Annotated in this window: 26 protein-coding genes; 23 read left to right on the top strand and 3 right to left on the bottom strand. The window is 60.4% G+C overall.

The features are described from left to right. Window positions 1-2: 2 nt before the first annotated feature. The 14 genes from ONG87_RS21055 to glmS all read left to right on the top strand — a co-directional run bounded on the left by ONG87_RS21055 (window position 3) and on the right by glmS (window position 13,224). Entirely contained in the window at window positions 3-794 is a 792-nt protein-coding gene (locus ONG87_RS21055; RefSeq protein WP_122480037.1) for a ParA family protein, read from the top strand. Window positions 795-802: 8 nt separating this feature from the next. Continuing rightward, window positions 803-1,675 (top strand): ParB/RepB/Spo0J family partition protein, encoded by an 873-nt coding sequence (locus tag ONG87_RS21050; protein ID WP_122716089.1) that lies wholly within the window; start codon window positions 803-805, stop codon window positions 1,673-1,675. Window positions 1,676-1,823: 148 nt separating this feature from the next. Continuing rightward, the gene (locus tag ONG87_RS21045) at window positions 1,824-2,231 is read left to right on the top strand and encodes a F0F1 ATP synthase subunit I (RefSeq protein WP_264381980.1); all 408 of its coding nucleotides are present in this window, start codon (window positions 1,824-1,826) and stop codon (window positions 2,229-2,231) included. A gap of 16 nt (window positions 2,232-2,247) precedes the next feature. Beyond that, complete coding sequence (atpB, locus tag ONG87_RS21040; RefSeq protein ID WP_122480034.1) at window positions 2,248-3,117, top strand: F0F1 ATP synthase subunit A; 870 nt, start codon at window positions 2,248-2,250, stop codon at window positions 3,115-3,117. Window positions 3,118-3,251: 134 nt separating this feature from the next. Further along, entirely contained in the window at window positions 3,252-3,509 is a 258-nt protein-coding gene (gene atpE / locus ONG87_RS21035; protein WP_002555987.1) for a F0F1 ATP synthase subunit C, read from the top strand. 57 nt (window positions 3,510-3,566) lie between these two features. Beyond that, window positions 3,567-4,037 carry a F0F1 ATP synthase subunit B gene (locus ONG87_RS21030; protein ID WP_122480033.1) on the top strand — a complete coding sequence of 157 codons (471 nt, stop codon included), beginning with the start codon at window positions 3,567-3,569 and terminating at the stop codon, window positions 4,035-4,037. Between the two features lie 12 nt (window positions 4,038-4,049). After that, a complete protein-coding gene (locus ONG87_RS21025) occupies window positions 4,050-4,586 on the top strand; it encodes a F0F1 ATP synthase subunit delta (protein ID WP_043192047.1) in 537 nt (178 codons plus the stop codon). Between the two features lie 21 nt (window positions 4,587-4,607). Further along, window positions 4,608-6,152 carry a F0F1 ATP synthase subunit alpha gene (gene atpA, locus ONG87_RS21020; protein WP_122480032.1) on the top strand — a complete coding sequence of 515 codons (1,545 nt, stop codon included), beginning with the start codon at window positions 4,608-4,610 and terminating at the stop codon, window positions 6,150-6,152. A gap of 50 nt (window positions 6,153-6,202) precedes the next feature. Next, window positions 6,203-7,063 carry a F0F1 ATP synthase subunit gamma gene (gene atpG / locus ONG87_RS21015; RefSeq protein ID WP_043192052.1) on the top strand — a complete coding sequence of 287 codons (861 nt, stop codon included), beginning with the start codon at window positions 6,203-6,205 and terminating at the stop codon, window positions 7,061-7,063. 27 nt (window positions 7,064-7,090) lie between these two features. Continuing rightward, a complete protein-coding gene (atpD, locus tag ONG87_RS21010) occupies window positions 7,091-8,467 on the top strand; it encodes a F0F1 ATP synthase subunit beta (RefSeq protein ID WP_122480031.1) in 1,377 nt (458 codons plus the stop codon). 42 nt (window positions 8,468-8,509) lie between these two features. Beyond that, window positions 8,510-8,935 carry a F0F1 ATP synthase subunit epsilon gene (locus ONG87_RS21005; protein ID WP_043192055.1) on the top strand — a complete coding sequence of 142 codons (426 nt, stop codon included), beginning with the start codon at window positions 8,510-8,512 and terminating at the stop codon, window positions 8,933-8,935. Window positions 8,936-9,048: 113 nt separating this feature from the next. Continuing rightward, window positions 9,049-10,416, top strand: a complete 1,368-nt coding sequence (glmU, locus tag ONG87_RS21000) for a bifunctional UDP-N-acetylglucosamine diphosphorylase/glucosamine-1-phosphate N-acetyltransferase GlmU (protein ID WP_264381979.1) — start codon at window positions 9,049-9,051, stop codon at window positions 10,414-10,416. Window positions 10,417-10,609: 193 nt separating this feature from the next. Further along, window positions 10,610-11,377 carry a DeoR/GlpR family DNA-binding transcription regulator gene (locus tag ONG87_RS20995; RefSeq protein ID WP_122480029.1) on the top strand — a complete coding sequence of 256 codons (768 nt, stop codon included), beginning with the start codon at window positions 10,610-10,612 and terminating at the stop codon, window positions 11,375-11,377. An 11-nt stretch (window positions 11,378-11,388) separates the two neighbouring features. Next, window positions 11,389-13,224 (top strand): glutamine--fructose-6-phosphate transaminase (isomerizing), encoded by a 1,836-nt coding sequence (glmS, locus tag ONG87_RS20990; RefSeq protein WP_264381978.1) that lies wholly within the window; start codon window positions 11,389-11,391, stop codon window positions 13,222-13,224. 73 nt (window positions 13,225-13,297) lie between these two features. Here glmS and ONG87_RS20985 read toward each other — a convergent pair whose 3' ends face one another. Further along, window positions 13,298-13,828, bottom strand: coding sequence for a DUF1003 domain-containing protein (locus tag ONG87_RS20985; protein ID WP_264381977.1), 531 nt, complete (start codon window positions 13,826-13,828; stop codon window positions 13,298-13,300). A gap of 206 nt (window positions 13,829-14,034) precedes the next feature. Here ONG87_RS20985 and ONG87_RS20980 point away from each other — a divergent pair, with 206 nt between their 5' ends. From ONG87_RS20980 to ONG87_RS20950, 7 genes are all read left to right on the top strand, one after another. Continuing rightward, window positions 14,035-14,772 carry an IclR family transcriptional regulator gene (locus ONG87_RS20980; RefSeq protein ID WP_264381976.1) on the top strand — a complete coding sequence of 246 codons (738 nt, stop codon included), beginning with the start codon at window positions 14,035-14,037 and terminating at the stop codon, window positions 14,770-14,772. 60 nt (window positions 14,773-14,832) lie between these two features. Then, complete coding sequence (locus tag ONG87_RS20975; protein ID WP_122480025.1) at window positions 14,833-15,588, top strand: transporter substrate-binding domain-containing protein; 756 nt, start codon at window positions 14,833-14,835, stop codon at window positions 15,586-15,588. Window positions 15,589-15,669: 81 nt separating this feature from the next. Next, on the top strand, window positions 15,670-16,335 hold the full coding sequence (locus tag ONG87_RS20970; RefSeq protein WP_122796681.1) for an amino acid ABC transporter permease: 666 nt from the start codon (window positions 15,670-15,672) through the stop codon (window positions 16,333-16,335). Continuing rightward, a complete protein-coding gene (locus tag ONG87_RS20965; protein WP_185794635.1) occupies window positions 16,335-17,108 on the top strand; it encodes an amino acid ABC transporter ATP-binding protein in 774 nt (257 codons plus the stop codon). Before ONG87_RS20970 ends, ONG87_RS20965 begins: the two co-directional genes overlap by 1 nt. Before the next feature lie 34 nt (window positions 17,109-17,142). Then, window positions 17,143-18,567, top strand: a complete 1,425-nt coding sequence (locus tag ONG87_RS20960; RefSeq protein ID WP_264381975.1) for a formimidoylglutamate deiminase — start codon at window positions 17,143-17,145, stop codon at window positions 18,565-18,567. Then, window positions 18,564-19,367, top strand: coding sequence for an N-formylglutamate deformylase (hutG, locus tag ONG87_RS20955; protein ID WP_122480022.1), 804 nt, complete (start codon window positions 18,564-18,566; stop codon window positions 19,365-19,367). The genes ONG87_RS20960 and hutG overlap by 4 nt, the downstream gene beginning before the upstream one ends. 66 nt (window positions 19,368-19,433) lie before the next feature. Then, the gene (locus tag ONG87_RS20950; protein WP_163007642.1) at window positions 19,434-19,991 is read left to right on the top strand and encodes a HutD family protein; all 558 of its coding nucleotides are present in this window, start codon (window positions 19,434-19,436) and stop codon (window positions 19,989-19,991) included. Window positions 19,992-20,153: 162 nt separating this feature from the next. On the opposite strand, the gene ONG87_RS20945 is transcribed toward ONG87_RS20950, so the two are convergent. Next, complete coding sequence (locus ONG87_RS20945) at window positions 20,154-21,440, bottom strand: acyltransferase (RefSeq protein ID WP_192059296.1); 1,287 nt, start codon at window positions 21,438-21,440, stop codon at window positions 20,154-20,156. A gap of 125 nt (window positions 21,441-21,565) precedes the next feature. Further along, window positions 21,566-23,005: a cardiolipin synthase gene (gene cls / locus ONG87_RS20940; RefSeq protein WP_264381974.1), complete on the bottom strand. Its 1,440-nt coding sequence runs from the start codon at window positions 23,003-23,005 to the stop codon at window positions 21,566-21,568. Between the two features lie 147 nt (window positions 23,006-23,152). Between cls and ONG87_RS20935 the strand changes: the two genes are divergently transcribed. Next, window positions 23,153-23,680, top strand: a complete 528-nt coding sequence (locus ONG87_RS20935) for a DUF3617 domain-containing protein (RefSeq protein ID WP_122480018.1) — start codon at window positions 23,153-23,155, stop codon at window positions 23,678-23,680. Window positions 23,681-23,836: 156 nt separating this feature from the next. Beyond that, window positions 23,837-25,048 carry a zinc metallochaperone GTPase ZigA gene (gene zigA, locus ONG87_RS20930; protein ID WP_264381973.1) on the top strand — a complete coding sequence of 404 codons (1,212 nt, stop codon included), beginning with the start codon at window positions 23,837-23,839 and terminating at the stop codon, window positions 25,046-25,048. Window position 25,049: the final 1 nt, after the last annotated feature.

Raw genomic sequence — 25,049 nt, 5'->3', positions numbered from 1 at the left:
TAATGGCTAAGGTATTCGCGATAGCGAACCAGAAAGGTGGTGTGGGCAAGACCACCACCTGCATCAACCTCGCAGCATCGCTGGTCGCGACCAAGCGCCGCGTGCTGCTGATCGACCTCGATCCGCAGGGCAACGCCACCATGGGTAGCGGAGTGGACAAGCATGCACTTGAAAACTCCATCTACGACGTGCTGATCGGCGAGTGCGACCTGGCCCAGGCCATGCACTTCTCCGAGCACGGCGGGTATCAGTTGCTGCCGGCCAACCGCGACCTGACGGCGGCCGAGGTGGTCCTGCTGGAAATGCAGATGAAAGAGAGCCGGCTGCGCAGTGCGCTGGCGCCGGTGCGCAACAACTACGACTACATTCTGATCGACTGCCCGCCCTCGCTGTCGATGCTGACCCTCAATGCGCTGGTGGCGTCCGATGGCGTGATCATTCCGATGCAGTGCGAGTATTTCGCCCTGGAAGGGCTGAGCGACCTTGTGGACAACATCAAGCGCATCGCCGAACTGCTGAATCCGGACCTCAAGGTCGAGGGTTTGCTGCGGACCATGTACGACCCTCGCCTGAGCCTGATGAACGATGTGTCGGCGCAGCTCAAGGAGCACTTCGGCGACCAGCTCTACGATACCGTCATCCCGCGCAACATTCGTCTGGCCGAAGCTCCCAGCTATGGGATGCCGGCGCTCACGTACGACAAATCGTCACGCGGCGCCCTGGCCTACCTGGCACTGGCTGGCGAGATGGTTCGTCGGCAGCGTCGCCAATCTCGCACCGCTGCAGTCATTTAAGGAATCCAATGGCCGTCAAGAAACGTGGTCTCGGGCGTGGACTGGATGCGCTGCTCAGCGGTTCGACCGTCAGTGCGCTCGAAGAGCAGGCCGTCACGGTCGACCAGAACGAGTTGCAGCATTTGCCCCTGGACGTCATCCAGCGCGGCAAATACCAGCCACGTCGGGACATGGACCCGCAGGCGCTCGAAGAGTTGGCGCACTCGATCAAGACCCAGGGCGTGATGCAACCGATCGTGGTACGGCCGGTGGCCAACTCGCGGTTCGAGATCATCGCCGGGGAACGCCGCTGGCGCGCGGCGCAACAGGCCGGCCTGGAGACCATTCCGGCCATGGTTCGCGATGTGCCCGACGAAGCCGCGATCGCCATGGCATTGATCGAAAACATCCAGCGCGAAGACCTCAACCCGGTGGAAGAGGCCATTGCCCTGCAACGCCTGCAGCACGAGTTCCAGTTGACCCAGCAGCAGGTGGCCGATGCGGTGGGCAAGTCGCGGGTCACCGTGGCCAACCTGCTGCGCTTGATCGCCTTGCCTGAAGTGATCAAGACCATGCTGTCCCACGGCGATCTGGAAATGGGGCATGCGCGCGCGCTCCTCGGTCTGCCGGACGAACAGCAGGTCGAAGGGGCGCGACACGTTGTCGCACGCGGTCTGACCGTGCGCCAGACCGAAGCCCTGGTCAGGCAGTGGCTCAGTGGCAAACCCGAGCCCGTGGAGCCGGCCAAGGCCGACCCGGACATCACCCGGCTGGAACAGCGCCTGGCCGAGCGGCTGGGCTCTGCGGTGCAGATTCGCCACGGACAGAAGGGCAAGGGCCAGTTGGTGATCCGCTATAACTCGCTGGACGAGTTGCAGGGTGTGCTCGCACACATTCGCTGAAACAATTCCCTATGTAGCGCGCAGTCGGAAATCACTACCCGGCAGTTGAATAGGGGCGGAAGCGCCCCTATACTCTGCGCGCATTTTGTCGGCACAATTTATGCCAAGTTAAGGCTTATGGCACGTCGACCATTGAGGAGTCGCCACGATGGAAACCCGCACGCCAAACCGCCTGCCGTTCCATCAATGGGTCGTTTTCCCGATGTTGTTGGCGCAAAGTGTCGTCGCGTTGCTGGCAGCTCTGGTGCTGTGGCAATGGCTCGGGGTGGTCAGCGGTTATTCGGGTCTCTGCGGAGGCCTGATCGCCTGGTTGCCCAATCTGTATTTCGCCTGGAAGGCATTCCGGTTCACCGGAGCCCGGGCCGCACAAGCCATCGTCCGGTCGTTCTACGCCGGCGAGGCTGGCAAGCTGATTTTGACGGCAGTGCTGTTCGCACTGACGTTCGCAGGAGTGAAACCACTGGCGCCGCTGGCTGTATTCGGCGTCTTCGGGTTGACCCAACTGGTCAGCTGGTTCGCACCCCTGCTCATGAAAACAAGACTTTCGAGACCTTAGGGCGTTTGAGGCAACCATGGCAGAAACAACCGCTTCGGGCTATATCCAGCACCACTTGCAGAACTTGACCTTCGGTCAGCTACCAGAAGGCGGCTGGGGCTTTGCCCACACCGCTGCAGAAGCCAAGGAAATGGGGTTTTGGGCGTTCCACGTCGATACCCTTGGCTGGTCGGTTGCCCTGGGCTTGATCTTCATCCTGATCTTCCGCATGGCGGCGAAGAAGGCAACGTCCGGTCAGCCGGGCGCCCTGCAGAACTTCGTCGAGGTGCTGGTCGAGTTCGTCGATGGCAGCGTGCGTGACAGCTTCCACGGCCGCAGTGCGGTGATCGCGCCGCTTGCGCTGACGATCTTCGTCTGGGTGTTCCTGATGAACGCCATCGACCTGGTTCCGGTCGACTGGATCCCGATGGCTGCGGCCTGGATCTCCGGCGACTCGCACATCCCGTTCCGCGCCGTGCCGACCACAGATCCGAACGCGACCCTGGGCATGGCCCTGTCGGTGTTCGCGCTGATCATCTTCTACAGCATCAAGGTCAAGGGCTTGGGCGGCTTCATCGGCGAGCTGACCCTGCACCCGTTCGGCAGCAAGAACATCTTCGCCAAGATCCTGCTGATCCCGGTGAACTTCCTGCTCGAATTCGTCACCCTGATCGCCAAGCCGATCTCGCTGGCACTGCGACTGTTCGGCAACATGTACGCCGGCGAGCTGGTGTTCATCCTGATCGCCGTGATGTTCGGCAGCGGCCTGTTGTGGCTCAGCGGCCTGGGCGTCGTGCTGCAGTGGGCGTGGGCCGTGTTCCACATCCTGATCATCACGCTGCAGGCATTCATCTTCATGATGCTGACCATCGTCTACCTTTCGATGGCACACGAAGAAAATCATTGAGACCCGCCTGGCGAGTCTGATGCCCCTCGCGCCCTGGCGCGAGGGAGGCCCCTCCGGGCCGAAACACCGGTTTGTAACACCGCTTTAAAACCTAAAAACCAAGCAAAAGACGACGTAAAAAGTCGGGAGGAAAGATGGAAACTGTAGTTGGTCTAACCGCTATCGCTGTTGCTCTGCTGATCGGCCTGGGCGCACTGGGTACCGCTATCGGCTTCGGCCTGCTGGGCGGCAAGTTCCTGGAAGGCGCTGCTCGCCAGCCAGAAATGGTTCCGATGCTGCAAGTGAAAATGTTCATCGTCGCCGGTCTGCTCGACGCCGTGACCATGATCGGTGTTGGTATCGCTCTGTTCTTCACCTTCGCGAACCCCTTCGTTGGTCAACTCGCTGGCTGATCTCTCGAACCTTCGAGTGGATTGGTGTGATGGACAAAGAACGAGCGAGGTGTTGGCGTGAACATTAATGCAACCCTGATTGGCCAGACCGTTGCGTTCTTCATTTTTGTGCTGTTCTGCATGAAGTTCGTGTGGCCTCCGGTCATCGCGGCTTTGCACGAACGTCAGAAGAAGATCGCTGATGGTTTGGACGCTGCCAGCCGAGCAGCTCGCGACCTGGAGTTGGCCCAAGAGAAAGTGGGTCATCAACTGCGCGAAGCGAAAGCTCAGGCAGCCGAAATCATTGAGCAGGCGAAGAAACGCGGCAACCAGATCGTCGAAGAGGCCGTTGAAAAGGCCCGTATCGACGCTGACCGTGTGAAAGTGCAGGCTCAAGCCGAGATCGAGCAGGAACTGAACGGCGTCAAAGACGCGCTGCGTGCCCAACTGGGTATGCTGGCCGTGGGCGGTGCCGAGAAGATTCTGGGCGCCACAATCGATCAAAACGCGCACGCGGAGCTGGTTAACAAACTGGCTGCTGAAATCTAAGCGAGGGCGATCATGGCAGAACTGACCACGTTGGCCCGACCTTACGCTAAGGCGGCCTTCGAGCACGCTCAGGCCCACCAGCAGCTGGCCAATTGGTCAGCCATGCTCGGCCTGGCTGCAGCGGTGGCGCAAGACGCCACCATGCAGAGCCTGCTCAAGGCCCCGCGACTGACGAGCGCAGACAAGGCCGCCACGTTCATTGACGTGTGCGGCGACAAGTTCGATGCCAAGGCACAGAATTTCATCCACGTCGTTGCCGAAAACGACCGTCTCCTGCTGTTGCCGGAGATCGCCGAGCTGTTCGACCTGTACAAGGCCGAGCAGGAAAAATCGGTCGACGTGGAAGTCACCAGTGCCTTCGCATTGAACCAAGAACAGCAAGACAAACTCGCCAAGGTTCTCAGTGCACGACTCGACCGGGAAGTGCGCCTGCAAGTTGCGGAGGATGCCAGCCTGATAGGTGGCGTCGTCATCCGCGCCGGCGACCTGGTTATCGATGGCTCGATTCGCGGCAAACTCGCGAAACTGGCCGAAGCATTGAAATCTTGAGTTTGAAGGGGCAGCAGAGCAATGCAGCAACTCAATCCTTCCGAAATAAGTGAAATCATCAAGGGTCGCATCGACAAGCTCGATGTGACTTCCCAAGCCCGTAACGAAGGCACCGTCGTCAGCGTTTCCGACGGTATCGTACGGATCCACGGTCTGGCCGACGTCATGTACGGCGAAATGATCGAGTTTCCAGGCGGCGTCTTCGGCATGGCACTCAACCTGGAGCAGGACTCCGTAGGCGCCGTGGTACTGGGCGCGTACACCAGTCTGGCCGAAGGCATGAGCGCCAAGTGCACCGGCCGCATCCTGGAAGTTCCGGTTGGCAAGGAACTGCTGGGTCGCGTCGTCGACGCACTGGGCAACCCTGTCGATGGCAAGGGTCCGCTGGGCAACACCGAGACCGACGCGGTCGAAAAGGTTGCACCGGGCGTTATCTGGCGTAAGTCGGTAGACCAGCCTGTGCAGACTGGCTACAAGGCCGTCGACGCCATGATCCCTGTCGGCCGTGGCCAGCGCGAGCTGATCATCGGCGACCGTCAGATCGGCAAGACCGCTCTGGCGATCGACGCGATCATCAACCAGAAGAACTCCGGTATCTTCTGCGTCTACGTCGCCATCGGTCAGAAGCAGTCGACCATCGCCAACGTGGTACGCAAGCTGGAAGAAAACGGCGCCCTGGCCAACACCATCGTGGTGGCTGCCAGTGCCTCGGAATCTCCTGCGCTGCAGTTCCTCGCGCCTTACTCCGGCTGCACCATGGGCGAGTTCTTCCGTGACCGCGGTGAAGACGCACTGATCGTCTACGACGATCTGTCCAAGCAAGCAGTGGCCTACCGCCAGATTTCCCTGCTGCTGCGCCGTCCACCAGGTCGTGAAGCCTACCCAGGCGACGTGTTCTATCTCCACTCCCGCTTGCTGGAGCGTGCTTCGCGCGTTTCCGAAGAGTACGTCGAGAAGTTCACCAACGGCGCAGTGACCGGCAAGACCGGTTCCCTGACCGCGTTGCCGATCATCGAAACCCAGGCTGGCGACGTTTCCGCGTTCGTTCCGACCAACGTGATTTCCATCACCGACGGTCAGATCTTCCTGGAATCGGCCATGTTCAACTCGGGCATCCGCCCTGCAGTGAACGCCGGTGTTTCGGTATCCCGCGTAGGTGGTGCCGCTCAGACCAAGATCATCAAGAAGCTGTCCGGTGGTATCCGTACCGCTCTGGCTCAGTACCGTGAACTGGCGGCATTCGCCCAGTTCGCGTCTGACCTGGACGAAGCCACCCGCAAGCAGCTCGAACACGGCCAGCGCGTGACCGAGCTGATGAAGCAGAAGCAGTACTCGCCAATGTCGATCGCCGACATGGCGCTGTCGCTGTATGCCGCCGAGCGTGGTTTCCTGACTGACGTCGAGATCGCCAAGGTAGGTAGCTTCGAGCAGGCCCTGATTGCTTACTTCAACCGCGATCACGCCGACCTGTTGGCGAAGATCAACGTGAAGGGTGACTTCAATGACGAAATCGACGCGGGCCTCAAGGCCGGTATCGAGAAGTTCAAGGCCACCCAAACCTGGTAAGCCGCAGCAGGGGCCGCAAGGCCCCTGCTTGCTAACCTGATAGGTGTTACATGGCAGGCGCAAAAGAGATTCGCAGTAAGATTGCGAGCATCAAAAGCACGCAAAAAATTACCAGCGCCATGGAAAAAGTGGCGGTCAGCAAAATGCGCAAGGCACAAATGCGCATGGCAGCCAGCCGTCCTTACGCGGAACGTATCCGCCAGGTGATTGGACATCTGGCCAACGCCAACCCGGAATACCGCCACCCGTTCATGATCGAACGCGCCGTCAAGCGCGTCGGCTATATCGTGGTGAGCAGTGACCGTGGTCTGTGCGGCGGCTTGAACACCAACCTGTTCAAGGCCCTGGTCAAGGACATGGCGGCCAATCGCGAACGCGGCGTCGAAATCGACCTGTGCGTGATCGGCAGCAAGGGTGCAGCGTTCTTTCGCAACTTCGGCGGCAACGTCGTGGCAGCGATCAGCCATCTGGGCGAAGAGCCGTCGATCAATGATCTGATCGGCAGCGTCAAGGTGATGCTGGACGCGTACCTGGAAGGCCGTATCGACCGCCTGTCCGTGGTGTCCAACAAGTTCATCAATACCATGACGCAACAACCGACGGTGGAGCAGTTGATCCCGTTGGAGGCAACCCCGGATCAAGAACTCAAGCACCACTGGGATTACCTGTACGAACCCGACGCCAAAGAGCTGCTGGAAGGCCTGATGGTGCGTTACGTGGAGTCGCAGGTGTACCAGGCGGTGGTCGAGAACAACGCTGCTGAACAAGCGGCGCGGATGATCGCGATGAAGAATGCAACCGACAACGCCGGCGACCTGATCAGCGATTTGCAGCTGATCTACAACAAGGCGCGTCAGGCTGCGATCACCCAAGAGATCTCGGAAATCGTCGGCGGCGCTGCCGCGGTTTAACGGTTCAAATATTCAGAGGATCCAGCTATGAGTAGCGGACGTATCGTTCAAATCATCGGCGCCGTTATCGACGTGGAATTTCCACGCGACAGCGTACCGAGCATCTACAACGCGCTGAAGGTACAAGGCGCTGAAACCACCCTCGAAGTCCAGCAGCAGCTGGGCGACGGCGTGGTTCGTACCATTGCCATGGGTTCCACCGAAGGCCTCAAACGCGGCCTGAACGTACTCGACAGCGGCGCAGCCATTTCCGTACCCGTTGGCAAGGCCACTCTGGGCCGGATCATGGACGTACTGGGCAACCCGATCGACGAAGCGGGCCCGATCGACACCGAAGAGCGCTGGGGCATTCACCGTCCGGCACCTTCCTTCGCGGACCAGGCAGGCGGCAACGACCTGTTGGAAACCGGCATCAAGGTCATCGACCTGGTCTGCCCGTTCGCCAAGGGCGGTAAAGTCGGTCTGTTCGGTGGTGCCGGTGTCGGCAAGACCGTGAACATGATGGAGCTGATCCGTAACATCGCCATCGAGCACAGCGGTTATTCCGTGTTCGCCGGTGTGGGCGAGCGTACCCGTGAGGGTAACGACTTCTACCACGAGATGAAGGACTCCAACGTTCTGGACAAGGTAGCCCTTGTCTACGGCCAGATGAACGAGCCGCCGGGCAACCGTCTGCGCGTCGCCCTGACCGGTCTGACCATGGCCGAGAAATTCCGTGACGAAGGTAACGACGTTCTGCTGTTCGTCGACAACATCTATCGTTACACCCTGGCCGGTACCGAAGTGTCCGCACTGCTGGGCCGTATGCCATCGGCAGTAGGCTACCAGCCGACCCTGGCCGAAGAGATGGGCGTTCTGCAGGAACGCATCACTTCGACCAAGGAAGGTTCGATCACCTCGATCCAGGCGGTATACGTACCTGCGGATGACTTGACCGACCCGTCGCCTGCGACCACCTTCGCCCACTTGGACGCCACCGTCGTACTGTCCCGTGACATCGCCTCCCTGGGTATCTACCCAGCGGTCGATCCACTGGACTCGACTTCGCGCCAGCTGGACCCGAACGTGATCGGCCAGGAGCACTACGACACCGCTCGCGGCGTTCAGTATGTGCTGCAGCGCTACAAAGAGCTGAAGGACATCATTGCGATCCTGGGTATGGACGAGCTGTCGGAAACCGACAAGCAGTTGGTATCCCGCGCTCGTAAGATCCAGCGCTTCCTGTCGCAGCCGTTCTTCGTGGCTGAAGTCTTCACCGGTGCCTCGGGTAAATACGTTTCCCTGAAAGACACCATCGCAGGCTTCAAAGGCATCCTCAACGGCGACTACGACCACCTGCCGGAACAAGCGTTCTACATGGTCGGCGGCATCGAAGAAGCGATCGAGAAAGCCAAGAAACTGTAATCCTGGCGCCCGGCGACGGGCGCTAATCAGGTTGAGGCAAGTATGGCTATGACAGTCCATTGCGATATTGTCAGCGCGGAAGGAGAAATCTTTTCCGGTCTGGTCGAGATGGTGATTGCGCACGGTAACCTGGGTGATATCGGTATCGCTCCAGGCCACGCCCCGCTGATCACCGATCTCAAGCCAGGTCCGATCCGCCTGATCAAGCAGGGTGGCGAAGCCGAGGTGTTCTACATCTCTGGTGGTTTCCTCGAGGTTCAGCCGAACATGGTCAAGGTTCTTGCCGACACCGTGCAGCGTGCTGCCGACCTGGATGAAGCTTCCGCTCAGGAAGCCGTCAAGGCTGCCGAGAAGGCCCTGAACGAAAAAGGCGCAGACTTCGACTACGGATCTGCCGCCGCACGCCTGGCCGAGGCTGCAGCCCAGCTGCGCACCGTCCAGCAGATCCGCAAGAAATTCGGCGGCTGATGCGTCGACTCACTTGCGATTGAGTAAAAGGGTAGCCTCGGCTACCCTTTTTCTTTTTCAGCAATTTCTCCCCCGGTCAGCCTGCTGGCCATTCTCCGGACTGGTAGCCGTTCATGTCTCTCGATATCGTCATTCTCGCCGCCGGCCAAGGCACGCGCATGCGCTCGGCCTTGCCCAAGGTGTTGCACCCGGTCGCCGGCAATTCAATGCTCGGCCATGTTATCCACAGCGCGCGCCAACTCGAGCCGCAGAACATCCACGTGGTGATTGGCCACGGTGCGGATGCGGTACGTGAACGTCTGGCCGCCGACGACCTCAATTTCGTGCTGCAGGACAAGCAGCTGGGCACCGGCCATGCGGTTGCCCAGGCGGTCCCAGGCCTGACTGCCGATAACGTATTGATTCTCTACGGCGACGTTCCGCTGATCGAAGTGGCGACGTTGCAGCGCCTGCTGCAGAAAGTCAGTGCCGACCAGCTAGGCCTGCTCACCGTCGAGCTTGCCGATCCTACGGGCTACGGCCGCATCGTGCGCGATGCGGATGGCCAGGTGCAGGCCATCGTCGAGCACAAGGACGCCAACGATTCACAGAAAGCCATTCGCGAAGGCAACACCGGCATTCTCGCAGTGCCTGGCAAGCGTCTGGCCGAGTGGCTGGGGCGCCTGTCCAACAACAACGCTCAAGGTGAGTATTACCTGACCGATGTGATTGCCATGGCTGTCGGCGATGGCTTGGTGGTGGCCACCGAAACCGCCCAGGATCCGATGGAGGTGCAGGGCGCCAATGACCGTCGTCAACTCGCGGAACTGGAGCGTCACTACCAGTTGCGCGAAGGGCGCCGTTTGATGGCCCAGGGCGTGACCTTGCGCGACCCGGCGCGCTTCGACGTGCGCGGTGACGTGAGCGTGGGTCGGGACGTGTTGATCGACGTCAATGTGGTGCTCGAAGGGCGGGTGGTGATCGAAGACGATGTGGTCATCGGGCCCAACTGCTACATCAAGGACAGTACGCTGGGCAGAGGCGTGGTGGTCAAGGCCAACAGCCATCTCGACGGTGCAGTGCTGCACGAAGGCAGCGATGCTGGCCCGTTTGCGCGCCTGCGACCCGGCACGGTACTGGAAGCTCGAGCGCATGTGGGTAACTTCGTCGAGCTGAAGAACGCCCGGATGGGGGAGGGCGCCAAGGCCGGTCACTTGAGTTATCTGGGCGATGCGGACATCGGTGCCAACAGCAACATCGGCGCCGGTACCATCACTTGCAACTATGATGGCGCCAACAAGTGGAAGACGATCATTGGTGAGGATGTTTTCATCGGTTCCAACAATGCGTTGGTCGCGCCTGTGGATATCTTGGCGGGATCGACGACTGCTGCGGGATCGACCATCACTCAGGAGGTTCCGAAAGGGCAACTGGGCGTGGCACGTGCGCGGCAGCGTAACATCGAAGGGTGGAAGCGGCCGGTGAAGGTCAAGAAGCCTTAGTTATCCACAGGTGTAGCCATTGTATAAGGCCATTCGCGGGCAGAGCCCGCTCCCACAAGGTTTCAAGTAGGACCCTGTGGGAGCGTGCTCTGCCCGCTAAGAGGCCCTGAGAAATACGATGACACCATTGACGAACCTTTCAGTTTAGGTTTCTATTGCCTTCGTTATCTTTCGAATCGAAACTTAGGCCGTCATGTCAAAGCGCAATACCCCCCAACGCCGTCACAGCATTCTTGCCCTGCTCAATGAACAGGGCGAAGTGACTGTGGATAACTTGGCGAGGCATTTCGCTACTTCAGAAGTCACTATCCGCAAGGACCTCGCTGCCCTCGAGAGCCACGGCCTGCTGCTGCGTCGCTATGGCGGCGCGGTGACCATGCCGCAGGAGCTGATCGGCGAACCGAGCCAGCGCGTCTCGGCCATCAAGCAATCCATCGCCCGCGCCGCCGTCATGCGCATCAAGGAGCACGCGCGCATCATCATCGACAGTGGCAGCACCACCGCTGCGATGATTCCCGAGCTGGGCAAACAGCCGGGCCTGGTGGTCATGACCAACTCGCTGCACGTTGCCAATGCCCTGAGTGCATTGGAGCATGAGCCCGTATTGCTGATGACCGGCGGCACTTGGGATCCGCACTCCGAATCGTTCCAGGGCCAGGTGGCCGAGCAGGTGCTGCGCTCCTATGACTTCGACCAGTTGTTCATCGGTGCCGACGGCATCGATCTGGAGCGCGGCACCACGACCTTCAATGAGTTGCTGGGCCTGAGCCGGGTGATGGCCGAAGTCGCTCGCGAAGTGATCGTCATGGTCGAGTCCGACAAGGTCGGACGCAGGATCCCCAATCTGGAGCTGCCCTGGGGCCGCATCAGCACCCTCATTACCGATGATCGCCTGCCCCTCGAAGCACGCGATCAGATTCAGGCGCGCGGGATAGATCTCGTGCTCGCCGCTACCAGCTAGGAGAAGCGAACATGTGTGGAATCGTCGGCGCCATCGCGGAGCGCAACATCACTGCCATTCTGGTCGAGGGCCTCAAGCGCCTGGAATATCGCGGTTACGACAGCGCAGGCGTAGCTGTGTTGAGCGAGGATGGCAGCGTGCAGCGCTGCCGTCGCGTCGGCAAGGTTGCCGAACTGCAGGCCGCGCTGGCGGATGAGCCTCTGCTCGGCAAGCTGGGCATCGCCCATACCCGTTGGGCCACCCACGGTGCGCCGACCGAACAGAACGCCCACCCGCACTTTTCCACTGCTGAAGTGGCAGTGGTGCATAACGGTATCATCGAGAATCACGAAGTCCTGCGCACCCAGCTCAAGGAGCTGGGCTACGTATTCACGTCGCAGACCGATACCGAAGTCATCGCGCATCTGTTGCATCACACCCTCAAGGCATTGCCCGACCTGGCCGACGCCCTCAAGGCGACGGTCAAGCAACTGCATGGCGCCTACGGCCTGGCGGCCATCAGCGTGCACCAACCCGACCGTCTGGTGGCCGCCCGCAGCGGCAGCCCACTGGTCATCGGCCTGGGCATGGGCGAGAACTTCCTCGCCTCAGACCAGTTGGCGCTGCGGCAGGTGACCGACCGTTTCATGTACCTGGAGGAAGGTGACATTGCCGAGATCCGCCGTGAAAGCGTGCAGATCTGGGATGCCGCCGGCATGCCTGTGCAACGTGAAAGCGTGCAGTATCACGAAGGCGCCGAGGCGGCCGACAAGGGCGAGTATCGCCACTTCATGATGAAAGAGATCCACGAGCAGCCCACCGTGGTACAGCGCACCCTGGAAGGTCGCCTGGGCCAGAACCAGGTGCTGGTGCAGGCCTTCGGTCCGCAGGCCGCCGAGCTGTTCGCCAAGGTGCGCAATGTGCAGATCGTGGCGTGCGGCACCAGCTATCACGCCGGTATGGTTGCGCGCTATTGGCTCGAGGGCCTGGCCGGCATCCCTTGCCAGGTCGAAGTGGCCAGCGAGTTCCGCTATCGCAAGGTCGTGGTGCAGCCCGACACGCTGTTCGTTTCCATTTCACAGTCCGGTGAAACGGCCGACACCCTGGCCGCGCTGCGCAATGGCAAGCAATTGGGGTTTCTCGGCAGCCTGGCGATCTGCAACGTCGGCATCAGCTCTTTGGTGCGCGAGTCCGACCTGACCTTGCTGACCCAGGCAGGTCCGGAAATCGGTGTCGCTTCGACCAAGGCCTTCACCACTCAACTGGTTGCGTTGATGCTGCTGACGCTGTCGCTTGGCCAAGTTCACGGGACGCTGGAAGAGGGCGTAGAAGCCGAGCTGGTGGCCGAACTGCGCCGCCTGCCGACACGCCTGGGCGAAGCCCTGGCCATGGACACCACCATCGAGCGCATCGCCGAGCTGTTCGCCGAGAAACATCACACGCTGTTCCTGGGCCGCGGTGCGCAATTCCCGGTGGCGATGGAAGGCGCGCTGAAGCTCAAGGAAATCTCCTACATTCATGCCGAAGCCTATCCGGCCGGTGAGTTGAAGCACGGGCCGCTGGCGCTGGTGGACAAGGACATGCCCGTGGTAACCGTGGCGCCGAACAACGAGCTGCTGGAAAAGCTCAAGTCCAACCTGCAGGAAGTCCGTGCCCGCGGCGGTGAGCTGGTGGTCTTCGCCGACGAGCAGGCGCAACTGAGCAATGGTCCCGGCACCCATGTGGTGGCGATGCCGCACATCATCGATGCACTGGCGCCGATCCTCTACACCATTCCCTTGCAGCTGCTTTCGTACTATGTGGCGGTGCTCAAGGGTACGGACGTGGATCAGCCGCGTAATTTGGCGAAGTCGGTGACGGTGGAGTGAGAGGGGTGTGAGGCGGTAAGCGCCGTCATCGTAGAAATCAGCCGATCCTACCCCCGGACGCCCAAGCGCACATTCACACGCTGCCCTTGGGCTCCACACTCGCCAGGATCCGATCCAGCCGCTCCAGGATCTCCTTGTCGATCTTTTCATGCAGCCGCATGATTTCCAGCTCCGCGCGCAGGTTCACCTCGAAGTCCAGGCTCGCGGCCAGGCGGTCTTTGGCCGACTGGCGGTTCTGACTCATCATGATCACCGGCGCCTGGATGGCCGCGACGGTAGAGAGCATCAGGTTGAGAAAGATGTACGGGTAAGGGTCGAAGGCCAGGCCGAAGTGATCGAGCACATCGGTATTGAGCAGCATCCAGCCGAACAGGATGATGGTAAAGGCGATGATGAACGCCCATGAGCCGCCGATCGCCGCAACCCGATCAGACAGTCTTTCGCCGAACGTTGCGACTTCGTCGGAGGCGTCACTGGCATCGCGGCTGACGGGCAGACGCTTTTTCATCTGCTCCAGAACATGTATTTCTTCAGGTTCGAGCTGATGGGGGTGTTTGCCAAGGAAGCGTTGAGCCAGAGGTTCAAGTGTGTGCTTGGTGGCCATGGGGCAGGGTCTTCAGAAGGGGAGGAAGACGGACACTATCCCATGGAATTCGGCAGCGCTGAATGCTCGGATGTGCCTGTGGCACCGCGCGTTCGGTGAAATTTCACCAGTGGCCCATGCAGTGCCATGTCAGCGACATGGAGGTTTTTTTCCCACCCAATGAGAATCACCCTTCAGAATCGAGAATTTGTTCTTATAGTGCAGTCATGAACGACCCACGAACCACCAGCATTGTCGACCGTGTGCTGCAGGTGCTGACCTGCGTGGCCAAGGCTGGGCAACCGATTGCGGCCAAGCGCATTGCCGCGCAGGTGCAGATGCCGTTGAGCACGGTCTATCGGCACCTGGCGTCGTTGAAGAAGTGGGGTCTGCTGCAAGAACACATGACCACGGGGCTGTACGAGCCAGGCGCGACCGGCGTGCAGTTGGCGTGGGGTTTCGATCAGACCTCCAACCTGATCAGCCAGAGCCGCGACGAGATCAGCGCCCTGGCTGAGCGCACGGGAGAAAGCGTCGGCTTGTTGGTGTACAGCAACGGCCAGATGGTGTGCATCGCCATGGAGGAGAGCAGCAGCTCGCTGCGTTGCTCGTTCACCAAGGGCCGCGCGCATTCCATGATGCAGGATGCATCGGCCAAGAGCTTGCTGGCGTTTCTGACCGAGCCGGTGCAGCGCCAGTTGCTCGCAGAGCAAGCGCAACAGGGCGCCGTGGACGTCGCGGCGCTGGAAAAGGAGATCGCCCGAATTCGCAAGAATGGCTATGCCACCAGTGACAGTGAGGTCGATCTGGGTGTTTGGGGCGTGAGCGTCCCGCTGATTTCAGCGGACGGTGCCCTGGAAGGCACCATTACGTTGATGGCGCCGTCATTGCGCGTTGGCCCACGGGAGGCTGAACTGATCAGCCTCACCAGAAAAGCAGCCAGCCGCATCTGCAATCGCTTCTAACTGCCGCCCAATCCATGTTTCAGGTCCTGACCGGACCTACCCTTGCCGAAGGAATTCGTGATGAAAGCGTTGAAGTTATTCACCCCCCTGGCTGCCGCGCTGACGCTGATGGCTTCGCTGTGCACCTCGGCCCAGGCAGCCGATGAAGTGATGCGTGTCGGCACCGATGCGACCTTTCCACCCATGGAATTCGTGCAGGATGGCAAGCGCACCGGCTTCGATATCGAATTGATCGAAGCCATCGGCAAGCAACTGAACAAGAAGGTCGAGTGGATCGACATCGGCTTCAAGGGGCTGATCCCCGGCTTGATTTCCAACCGCTTCGACGTGGCGGCGTCGGCCATCTACATGACCGAAGAACGGCAGAAGGTGGTCAACTTCACTGATTCCTACTATCGCGGCGGCCTCGCTGTGCTGGTCCTGAAGGATGACACCAGCATCGATAAACCCGGCGATCTGGTCGCGGGCAAGAAGGTTTCAGCCCAGGTAGGTACCAAGTCGATCGACTTTCTGAAAACCAACTACCCCGCAGTGAGCGTGGTGGAAGTGGAAAAGAACCAGGCCATGTTCGACCTGTTGGCCATTGGCCGGGTGAACGCTGCAGTGACCGGGCGCCCGGCGGCGGTGGAATATGCCAAGCGTCAGCCCAAGGTCCGCGTGCTGGACGAGGGCTTGACCACCGAACTGTACGGTTTTGCCGTTCGCAAGAATGACACCGCGCTGCAACAGCAGATGAACCAGGCGCTGCAGACCCTGCGCAGCAATGGCGAATACGCCGCACTGACCCAGAAGTGGTTCGGCACCACCAAAGAATAAACCGCCGCTGCAGGTTCGGCCGATGCTGCGACGAGCCTGCACACTTTACGCCTTCAACCGTAAGCCTCTGCGGAGTACCTCATGGATCTCGACTTTTCCCCGGTCTGGGACGGCTGGCGCGCGCTCGCCTCCGGCACGCTGACCACCATCGAAATCACCGCTGCCGCGTTGGTGCTGGGCTGTGTCCTGGGCCTGTTGATCGGGCTGGGGCGGCTGAATCCCAAGCGCACGCTGATCTACGGGCTGTGTACCACCTACCTGACGCTGGTCCGCGGCACGCCGCTGCTGGTGCAGCTGTTCATTCTGTTCTTTGGCCTGCCGCACTTCGGCATTCAGTTACCCGCTTATGTGTGCGGAATTTTCGGCCTGGGCATCTACAGTGCGGCCTATGTCTCGGAGATTGTCAGGGGTTCGATCCAGTCGGTGGAAAAGGGCCAGATGGAAGCCGCCCGCTCGCTGGGCCTGCCGCACAAACTGGCGATGCGCAAGGTCATCCTGCCCCAAGCCTTCGTGCGCATGATCCCCGCCCTGGGCAACGAATTCATCGCATTGATCAAGAACTCGGCGCTGGTGTCACTGCTCACCATCGCCGACGTGATGCACGAAGGCGAGAAGATCATCAGCGTGTCCTACCGTTCGCTCGAAGTGTACCTGGCCATTGCCGTCATCTACCTGATGCTGACCAGCATCACCACCTTGATCCTGCGCCGCACCGAGAAGGTGCTGCGCGCCGACGGGAGAGTGTGATGAGCACCGCCATTATCGATATTCAAAACCTGAGCAAATCGTTCGGCACTCATCAGGTGCTGCACAACATCGACTTCAGCGTACAGGCCAGCCAGGTCGTGGTGGTGATCGGTCCCAGCGGGTCGGGCAAGAGCACCTTCCTGCGTTGCATGAACGGCCTGGAAACCGCCGAAGGCGGAACGCTGCGCGCGTGTGGCCATACCGTGGTGGAGCAGGGCAGGATGATGTCGGAGAGCAAACTGGACGCCCTGCGCAGCGAAGTCGGCATGGTGTTCCAGTCGTTCAACCTGTTCCCGCACCTCAGCGTGCTGGACAACATCATCCTGGCGCCCATGGCCCTGCGCGGCAGATCGCGCCAAGCGGCCGAAGAGCAGGGGCTGCGCCTGTTGAACAAGGTTGGCCTGGAGCACAAGGCGCAGGTCTACCCCGGCACTTTGTCCGGTGGGCAGAAGCAGCGCGTTGCGATTGCCCGCGCGTTGGCCATGGAGCCCAAGGTCATGCTGTTCGACGAGCCTACCTCGGCACTGGATCCGGAGCTGGTGGGCGAGGTATTGCAGGTCATGAAGACCCTGGCGAGCGAAGGCATGACCATGATCATCGTTACCCACGAAATGGGATTTGCCCGGGAAGTGGCTGACGTGGTGGTGGTCATGGATCAAGGCGCGATTGTCGAGGCCGCGCCACCGGCGCAGCTGTTCACCGCACCGCGTGAAGCGCGGACCCGCAGTTTCCTGCACAGCGTGCTGTCGCGAGACGCAGCGCCTGTTCTTTGATGGCTTGCGCTTGCGCCACTGCCCAGAGGTTTTTGTGGATATACCAATCAATTCAGTTGCCAGCCAAGCTCATGGCAGTCTGTTTGCCCACAGCGCCTTGCTGCCTGGTGGCTGGCAGCGCAATGTACTGCTGAGCTGGAACGCCGCTGGCGATCTGACCACCGTGGCCTGCGATGCCGTGCCCTTGGCTGGCACGCCGGTGGCGCGTGGCCCGGTGATCAGTGGCATGCCCAACCTGCACTCCCACACGTTCCAGCGCGCCATGGCCGGCTTGACCGAAACCCTGGGCGACCCCGCCGACTCCTTCTGGAGCTGGCGTACCCTGATGTATCGATTTGCCCAGCGCCTGCAGCCTCGGCACTTGCAGGCCATCGGTCGGCACCTGTACATCGAAATGCTCAAGGCCGGGTACACCTCGGTGTGCGAGTTTCATTACGTGCACCACGGCGCTGACGGCCAGCCCTACGCGAACCCCGCCGAATTGTCCCTGCGCGTGGTGCGGGCGGCCGAAGAAGTAGGCATCGGCATGACCCTGCTTCCGGTGCTTTACCAATACGGTGGGCTAGGCCAGGCAGAACCCTTGCCGCACCAACGTCGTTTCATCAATTCACCGGAGTGGATTCTGGAGCTGCGTCAGCACCTGCAAAAAGCCATGCCGCAGAACGGCAATCGGCGTTATGGCGTGGCACCGCATTCGTTACGTGCCGTGAGCGAAGCGTCCCTGTCGAGACTGATGGATGGCCTGGATGCCGACGATCCGCGCGCGCCCGTGCATATCCATATTGCCGAGCAGACCCGCGAGGTTGAGGAATGCGAGGCAATCCTCGGCCAGCGACCGGTGCAGTGGCTGTTGGACCGCCAACCCTTGGACCCGCGTTGGTGCCTGGTGCACGCCACCCACATGGACGACGCTGAATACGCAGCGTTGGCGCGCAGTGGTGCCACCGTAGGGCTATGCCCGAGCACCGAAGCCAATCTTGGCGATGGATTGTTCGACGCTCAGCGGTTTCTGGCAGACAAGGGCCGTTGGGGTATCGGTTCGGACAGCAACGTAGCCGTCAACCCCTGGGCCGAGCTACGCCTGCTGGAATACGGCCAGCGCCTGTTGCACCGTCGGCGCAATGTGCTGGCCAGCCCCGACGCGCCGGTGGTGGCGGATCGCCTGTTCGATCAGGCGGTCAAGGGCGGGGCCCAGGCGACCGGCCGCTCGGTAGCCGGGCTGATGGTGGGGCAGCGTGCCGACCTGGTCGTCATCGATTCCGACGCCGTCAATATCGCCCCGGCCCATCCAGCCCAGCTGTTGTCCTCGCTGGTGTTTTGCGAGCACGGCAACAATCTGGTACGCGACGTCTTCGTCGGCGGCAGGCAGGTCATCGATGACGGCCAGCACGCCCTGCAAGTGCAGGCCCTGCAAGGCTACCGCGCCACCCTGGCCGATTTACTGGAGCATACGCTATGAGTCGGGAACCTACCTTCGAGCTGCATCAGGGCGTCGGCCCTTTGCTGATATCCATGCCTCACGTCGGCACCTTGCTGCCGGACGAGCTGAAAGCGCATTACAGCCTGGTCGGCCAGGCGGTGGATGACACCGATTGGCATATTCATGAGTTGTACGACTTCGCTGCCGCTCTGGGCGCGTCGACGTTGCGTCCACGATTTTCGCGCTACGTGATCGACCTGAACCGGCCTGCCGATGGCGCCAGCCTGTATCCGGGCCAGAACACCACCGGGCTATGCCCGCTGACGACATTCGACGACGTACCGCTGTACCAGCCGGGGCACGAACCAGACGATGCGCAAATCGCACAGCGCTTGGAGCATTACTGGCAGCCGTACCATCGAGCGTTGCAGCAGCAATTGGAGCGAATCAAGGCGATCCATGGCTACGCGCTGCTGTGGGACGCGCACTCGATCCGCTCGGTCATCCCGCACCTGTTCGAAGGCCAGTTACCAGTGTTCAACTTCGGCACCGCCAACGGCAGCGCCTGCGCAGCCGGCATCGGGGAGCAGCTGCTCGCCGTGACCGAGCGGTTGGCTCCGCAGTTGCCGGCGGTACTCAATGGCCGCTTCAAAGGCGGCTACATCACTCGCCAGTACGGCCACCCGGCCCAAGGGGTTCACGCCGTACAGCTGGAGCTGGCGCAGCGAGCCTACATGCAGGAAACCGCCCCCTATGGGTTGCAAGCAGACAAGGTCGAGACTCTCCAGCCGGTACTGCGTGCACTGATCGAGCGATTCATGGCGTTCAAGCCTGCCTGACATTCCTTTGGTAGCCAGATTCCGATGACCGATGCGCACGTATACCGCCCCGAAGATTACGCGTCCATGCCGTGGAAGAACGGCGGCGGCAGTACCCTGGAAATTGTCCGGCAGCGCTCCGTCGATGACAGCGGGTATGACTGGCGCCTGTCGATTGCCCAGATCAGCGCCGACGGACCCTTCTCCGTGTTCGCCGGTTATAGCCGGATCATCACCGTGCTGCACGGCGATGGCATGGTGTTGGAAGTGAACGGGGTGGAGAGCAGGGCGCTGGGTCCCATCCAGCCTATGAGTTTCGACGGTGGGGCGAAGGTACGGTGTCGGTTGCTGGGTTCACCCATCGAGGACTTCAACCTGATCTACCGTCACGATCGGATTCAGGCATCGTTGCGCTGGGTGGATTGCCATCCGGTGGTGGTGTTGAGCTCGGTGGCGGCCGAGGTGCTCTTCTTCAACGCCTCTTCAGATGCCGTCCAGGTGACCGACGCGAGTGATGGACGCAGACACGAGTTAAGCTCGCGAGCAACGTTGCGCTGCACCAACGCAAGCGGCCGGCGCCAGCGTTACAGCCTGGAGGGTACGGACGCGCAGGTGTGCGTGGTTGAGTTGGACAGGGTGGGCTGAACCGCAGCAGCTGGATGTCCACCTTGTCGGGCGAACTGTCCAGTGCCTGCAACATCAGCCTTTGCAGCTTGCCCTTTGGAAGTCTGTACAGGGCTAGGAACGGCGCCTGGGTCCCTCGCAGGTCAAGCCAGCGCCTGAACTGCAAGGACAGTCACCCGATGTTCAGGCTGCGCGCAGGGCGTTGGTGTTGCCCGACGTCTCACGCTTGCTCTTCACCACCCAGCGACTCAACGGACCCTGCAACAGCCACTGTCGCGTACGGTTGCCAATCTGCTCCTGAAAGATCACGCACAGAATGATGCACGCCAGCAGCAGCAGCGGGTAATAAGTCAGCGACAATGGATGCCCCTTGGCCTCTGCCACGCACGCCGCCGCGTTGGTGAAGCACAGGTTCACGTCGATGTTCGCCAGCATTTCCAAGCGACGGAAGACGATGAAGATCGGCGTGTGCAGGGCGAACATCGGCAGTGACGCGGCGCCCAGACGGCGGGCCCATTTGATATGCCGCTCGCTTTGCGCACTCGAGGCCATGGCGCACAGGATGATGACGCTGAGCACCATCGGCAGCAGCAAGCCATTGTGCAGCAGCACATACCAATGGCTCTCGCCTCGCCAGTTGACCTCGGCGGCGATCGCCACACCGAACCCCAGGGCAATCACCGCCATCAATTTGCGAGGCCCGCGCAGGCCGGTACCCATCAGCCGATAATCGCGAAACAGCAGGTAGGCGACGATGCCTGCTAAAAAGACCGGCAGCCGCAGCAACGGGAAGTGGTGCAGGAAGCCAATCCAGATCGAGCTGTAGTCTTCATTGAGGACCACCAGCAATGGAGGGATCAGGCAGGCGGCCCAGATGATCAGCAGCAACCCTACCTTATGTTTGGCGGCTGCCAGGCGTGGCGCAAACCAGGGGAATGTCAGGTAGAAGAAGAACAGCGCCGAGATCGACCACAGCGGGCCGTTGTAGGCCAGGTAAACCGGGTTCCAGGCCTGCAGCAGGGTAACCTGCAGCACAGCATTCACGGCTATCTGGAAATCGCTGAGTTTGTATTTGAGCAGCTCGGGCGCGGTACGCTTGAGCAGGTCATCGGAACGATACGCCACACTCAGGTCAGTGTTGCTGTCGAACAGGCCTGTCAGCGATATCAGAACCACGCAGCTGGCGAGGCCGAATATGTGGATCGGATAGAGGTTGGCAAATCGTTTGGTCATGAAGGAGACCGGCGGCTCCCGCAGTTTGTTACCGTCGAGGTAGACGTGCGCGAGGAGAAAACCGGACAACGCAAAAAAGCTGCTTGTGGCAAAGAAACCCAATTCGGTGAATTCCACCAACCCACTCAGCTGTGTGTATTCCTCGTAGAACGGCAGCGTGTGGAACATCACCAGATACACGCCCAGGAAAAACCGCAGCCATTCCAAACCGATGAATCTCTCTTTCTCTGCGTTCATGCAGGTCCACTTCCCTTTAGTAATATCGAAGCCCGCTCATGGTACACGAAGCGTTTCCAATGTTTCCTTATATGTCTAAAGGCAGGCTTCGTTGCCGATCAGCTGACAAATTCGCCTACTGCGCGCTACAGGATAGGCGAAATCAAGCGCGCCACTCGCATACCGAGCTTTTCCAAACGATGTGTCTCTTTGCTATCACGGACATCTATTTCTCGTGACTGGGCGAAATCATCGAGCAACATCTGTTCCACTTCGCTGGTGAATGCCTTATCGACGGTCAGCAACATGATTTCGAAGTTCAAACGAAACGAGCGGTTGTCCATATTGGCACTGCCGATTGCCGTGATTTCATCGTCAACCAGCACCACTTTCTGATGCAGAAAGCCCGGGCCGTAGCGATACATTTTCACCCCGGCGCGTACTGCTTCGAACGCGAACAGGCTGGATGCGGCATACACCACTTTGTGATCCGGGCGAGACGGCAGCAGGATACGGACATCGACACCGCGCAGTACCGCCAAGCGAAGTGCGGCAAAGACGGCCTCATCCGGTATGAAATAGGGGGTTGTGATCCAGACCCTGTCATTGGCGGCGTGGATCGACTCAACGAAAAACAACGAGCAGGTTTCATAGGGGTCGGCCGGGCCACTGGCCAGCACTTGGCACAACACGCCGTCTTCCTCATACGCTTCGGGGAGGATCAAGGGTGGCAATTCCCGTGCTGCCCAGAACCAGTCTTCGGCAAACGACTCTTGCAGGCAGGCGATCACCGGCCCGCTGATGCTCACATGGGTATCGCGCCAAGGCGAGAGCTTGGGGTTGCCGCCCAGGTATTCGTCGCCGACGTTATGGCCACCGATGAAGCCTTTTACTCCGTCCACCACGACGATCTTGCGATGGTTGCGGAAATTGACCTGGAACCTGTTCAACCAGCCGCTCTGGGTAGCGAATGCTTTCACATTGACGCCACCCTCGCGCAGCCGCTCGACGTATTCGCGGGGCAGGGCGTGGCTCCCCACTCGGTCGTAAAGCACGTAGACCTCGACCCCCTCGGAGGCCTTTTGCAGCAGCAAGCCTTGCAGCTGCCGGCCGATATGATCGTCGTGGATGATGAAGAACTGCACCAGTATCGCTCGCCGGGCTTCGCGGATGGCTGCAAAGATGGCATCGAAGGTGGCGTGTCCATTGATCAGCAGACCGACCCGATTGTTGGCCAGGCATGGCATCCGGCCAAGTTTGGGCATGGCCCGGAGTGAGGCATATGACGTGGATTTGCGTGCGGCAAGCGCTTCCTCTATCCAGGGGCGCCAATCCATGTCGGCGATCGCGGTGTGCATCTCCTTGTTGGCATGCCGACGGGCCTTGATGTATGCGTCGAACGTGCTGCGGCCAAACACCAGGTAGGGGATCAACGTGAGGTAGGGAATGAACAACAGCGATAAGGCCCAAGCAATCGAACCCTGCGCGGTGCGTACGGTAAGAACTGCATGAACGGCGGCAGCGATGCCCAACACGTGCAGCAGGCCAAATAGATACCCAAAAAAAATCGGACTGTGATAATCCATTGCACGGCGGCTCCTTGATGCGCTGTGCTAAACAGACCACGTTCAGTGGCGGTTGTCGCGTTTTTATTACCGCGCAACTCGGCACCCGTTTCGACGTCAAAGACCCATGCCCGCACTTTTCCCAACGTTCTTGAGGAGTGGAATCAGATGAGATTTAAATGGCCGATGGCTGCATTGGTAGTGGGCCTTTCGGCAACCGGGGCACAGGCGCAGATGCTCCAGCCGGGCCTATGGGAAATGACCACCAGTAACATGCAAGTCGATGGCAAGCCGCTGCCTGACATGCAGGTGATGCTGGGCCAGCTGAAGATGCTTCCACCCGAGCAAAGGGCAATGATGGAAGGCGTGCTTGCCAACCAGGGCATTACGGTGGGCGGCAATGGCATTCGCTCGTGCCTGACGCCTGAACAGGTGAAGACCAACGACATTCCGTTGCAAGATGCAAAGTCCGGCTGCACGCAGAAGATCACTGAGCGCAATGGCAATGTCTGGAAATTTCAGTTCAGTTGCCCCAAGGCCCAGGGGACCGGACAAGCCCAGTTTCTCAGCGATAGAGAGTTTCTTACCACGGTCAACGGCACGTTCAATGCCTCCGGCGTCGCGCAGAAGGGCAGCATGAACACTCGCGCCGTTTGGTTGGGAAATAACTGTGGGTCAGTGAAGCCTCGCACCTGATAGCTGCAATGCGTGTTCCACGTGGAACACGCGTTTCTCGATCATGCACTTGCCGCAAAAAGCACCACGAGACCAGGCAAGCGGTGACTTATATGTTATGTTATAACAACATAAGCGATGCAGTGTTCTTTGCATTCGTCACCGATGAGGTCCGTCATGCCCAACCGTTTACCCGTCACCGTGCTGTCCGGCTTCCTGGGGGCCGGCAAGAGCACGTTGCTCAATCACATCCTGCGCAACCGGGAAGATCTGCGCGTTGCCGTGATCGTCAACGACATGAGCGAGATCAACATCGACGGCAGTGAAGTGCAGCGTAACGTCAGCCTCAACCGGGCCGAAGAAAGACTGGTCGAAATGAGCAATGGCTGCATCTGCTGCACGCTGCGCGAAGACCTGCTCGAAGAAGTGGCCAAGCTGGCCGCCGAGGGGCGTTTCGATTACCTGCTGATCGAATCGACGGGCATCTCCGAGCCGCTGCCGGTGGCCGAGACTTTTACCTTCCGCGACGAGCACGGCCAGAGCCTGGCCGATCTGGCCCGGCTCGACACCATGGTCACGGTGGTCGACGGGGTCAATTTCCTGCTCGACTATCAGGCAGCGGAAAGCCTGGCGACGCGCGGCGAAACTCTGGGAGAGGACGACGAGCGAGCCATCACTGATCTGTTGGTGGAACAGGTGGAATTTGCCGACGTCATCCTCGTCAGCAAGATCGACCTGATCAGTCAGGCTGAACGCACCGAGCTGATGGCAGTACTGCACACACTCAACCCCAGCGCGCAGGTCATGCCCATGGTCATGGGGCAGGTGCCGCTGGCACGTATTCTGGACACCGGGCTGTTCGATTTCGAGCGCGCAGCGCAAGCGCCAGGCTGGCTGAAGGTGCTCAGGGGTGAGCATGTTGCGGAAACCGCAGAATACGGCATTGCATCCACGGCCTACCGCGCCCGGCGTCCGTTCCACCCACAGCGCTTCCATGACTTCATCGACAAACCCTGGACCAATGGTCGGCTGCTGCGCTCCAAAGGCTTTTTCTGGCTCGCCAGCAAACCCCAGGAAGCAGGAAGCTGGTCCCAGGCGGGTGGGTTGATGCGCTATGGCTTCGCTGGCCGCTGGTGGCGTTTCGTGCCGCAAACGCAATGGCCGCAGGAGGCCGAGAGTGTGGCTGCCATCCAGCAGACGTGGCACGCCGACACCGGAGACTGCCGCCAGGAGCTGGTATTCATCGGGCAGAACATGGATTTCGCAGCGTTAGGCCACGCCCTGGACCAGTGTCTGCTGGATGATGAGGAACTGGCCCAGGGCGCACAGGCCTGGGTGCACTGGCCGGATCCGTTCGGCGAGTGGCACGATCAAGGCCAGCACGCGTGAT

The organism is Pseudomonas sp. MM227 (assembly GCF_947090715.1).
Taxonomy (GTDB): Bacteria; Pseudomonadota; Gammaproteobacteria; order Pseudomonadales; family Pseudomonadaceae; genus Aquipseudomonas; species Aquipseudomonas baltica.
Note: the sequence above shows the minus strand (reverse complement) of the source record. Positions and strands in the feature narration are given on the sequence as shown.

Bases quoted from the DNA above. Each gene is read 5' to 3' on its own strand.
- ONG87_RS21055 (WP_122480037.1), top strand. From the start codon at position 3: ATGGCTAAGGTATTCGCGATAGCGAACCAGAAAGGTGGTGTGGGCAAG.
- ONG87_RS21050 (WP_122716089.1), top strand. From the start codon at position 803: ATGGCCGTCAAGAAACGTGGTCTCGGGCGTGGACTGGATGCGCTGCTC.
- ONG87_RS21045 (WP_264381980.1), top strand. From the start codon at position 1,824: ATGGAAACCCGCACGCCAAACCGCCTGCCGTTCCATCAATGGGTCGTT.
- atpB (WP_122480034.1), top strand. From the start codon at position 2,248: ATGGCAGAAACAACCGCTTCGGGCTATATCCAGCACCACTTGCAGAAC.
- atpE (WP_002555987.1), top strand. From the start codon at position 3,252: ATGGAAACTGTAGTTGGTCTAACCGCTATCGCTGTTGCTCTGCTGATC.
- ONG87_RS21025 (WP_043192047.1), top strand. From the start codon at position 4,050: ATGGCAGAACTGACCACGTTGGCCCGACCTTACGCTAAGGCGGCCTTC.
- atpA (WP_122480032.1), top strand. From the start codon at position 4,608: ATGCAGCAACTCAATCCTTCCGAAATAAGTGAAATCATCAAGGGTCGC.
- atpG (WP_043192052.1), top strand. From the start codon at position 6,203: ATGGCAGGCGCAAAAGAGATTCGCAGTAAGATTGCGAGCATCAAAAGC.
- atpD (WP_122480031.1), top strand. From the start codon at position 7,091: ATGAGTAGCGGACGTATCGTTCAAATCATCGGCGCCGTTATCGACGTG.
- ONG87_RS21005 (WP_043192055.1), top strand. From the start codon at position 8,510: ATGGCTATGACAGTCCATTGCGATATTGTCAGCGCGGAAGGAGAAATC.
- glmU (WP_264381979.1), top strand. From the start codon at position 9,049: ATGTCTCTCGATATCGTCATTCTCGCCGCCGGCCAAGGCACGCGCATG.
- ONG87_RS20995 (WP_122480029.1), top strand. From the start codon at position 10,610: ATGTCAAAGCGCAATACCCCCCAACGCCGTCACAGCATTCTTGCCCTG.
- glmS (WP_264381978.1), top strand. From the start codon at position 11,389: ATGTGTGGAATCGTCGGCGCCATCGCGGAGCGCAACATCACTGCCATT.
- ONG87_RS20985 (WP_264381977.1), bottom strand. From the start codon at position 13,828: ATGGCCACCAAGCACACACTTGAACCTCTGGCTCAACGCTTCCTTGGC.
- ONG87_RS20980 (WP_264381976.1), top strand. From the start codon at position 14,035: ATGAACGACCCACGAACCACCAGCATTGTCGACCGTGTGCTGCAGGTG.
- ONG87_RS20975 (WP_122480025.1), top strand. From the start codon at position 14,833: ATGAAAGCGTTGAAGTTATTCACCCCCCTGGCTGCCGCGCTGACGCTG.
- ONG87_RS20970 (WP_122796681.1), top strand. From the start codon at position 15,670: ATGGATCTCGACTTTTCCCCGGTCTGGGACGGCTGGCGCGCGCTCGCC.
- ONG87_RS20965 (WP_185794635.1), top strand. From the start codon at position 16,335: ATGAGCACCGCCATTATCGATATTCAAAACCTGAGCAAATCGTTCGGC.
- hutG (WP_122480022.1), top strand. From the start codon at position 18,564: ATGAGTCGGGAACCTACCTTCGAGCTGCATCAGGGCGTCGGCCCTTTG.
- ONG87_RS20950 (WP_163007642.1), top strand. From the start codon at position 19,434: ATGCCGTGGAAGAACGGCGGCGGCAGTACCCTGGAAATTGTCCGGCAG.
- ONG87_RS20945 (WP_192059296.1), bottom strand. From the start codon at position 21,440: ATGAACGCAGAGAAAGAGAGATTCATCGGTTTGGAATGGCTGCGGTTT.
- cls (WP_264381974.1), bottom strand. From the start codon at position 23,005: ATGGATTATCACAGTCCGATTTTTTTTGGGTATCTATTTGGCCTGCTG.
- ONG87_RS20935 (WP_122480018.1), top strand. From the start codon at position 23,153: ATGAGATTTAAATGGCCGATGGCTGCATTGGTAGTGGGCCTTTCGGCA.
- zigA (WP_264381973.1), top strand. From the start codon at position 23,837: ATGCCCAACCGTTTACCCGTCACCGTGCTGTCCGGCTTCCTGGGGGCC.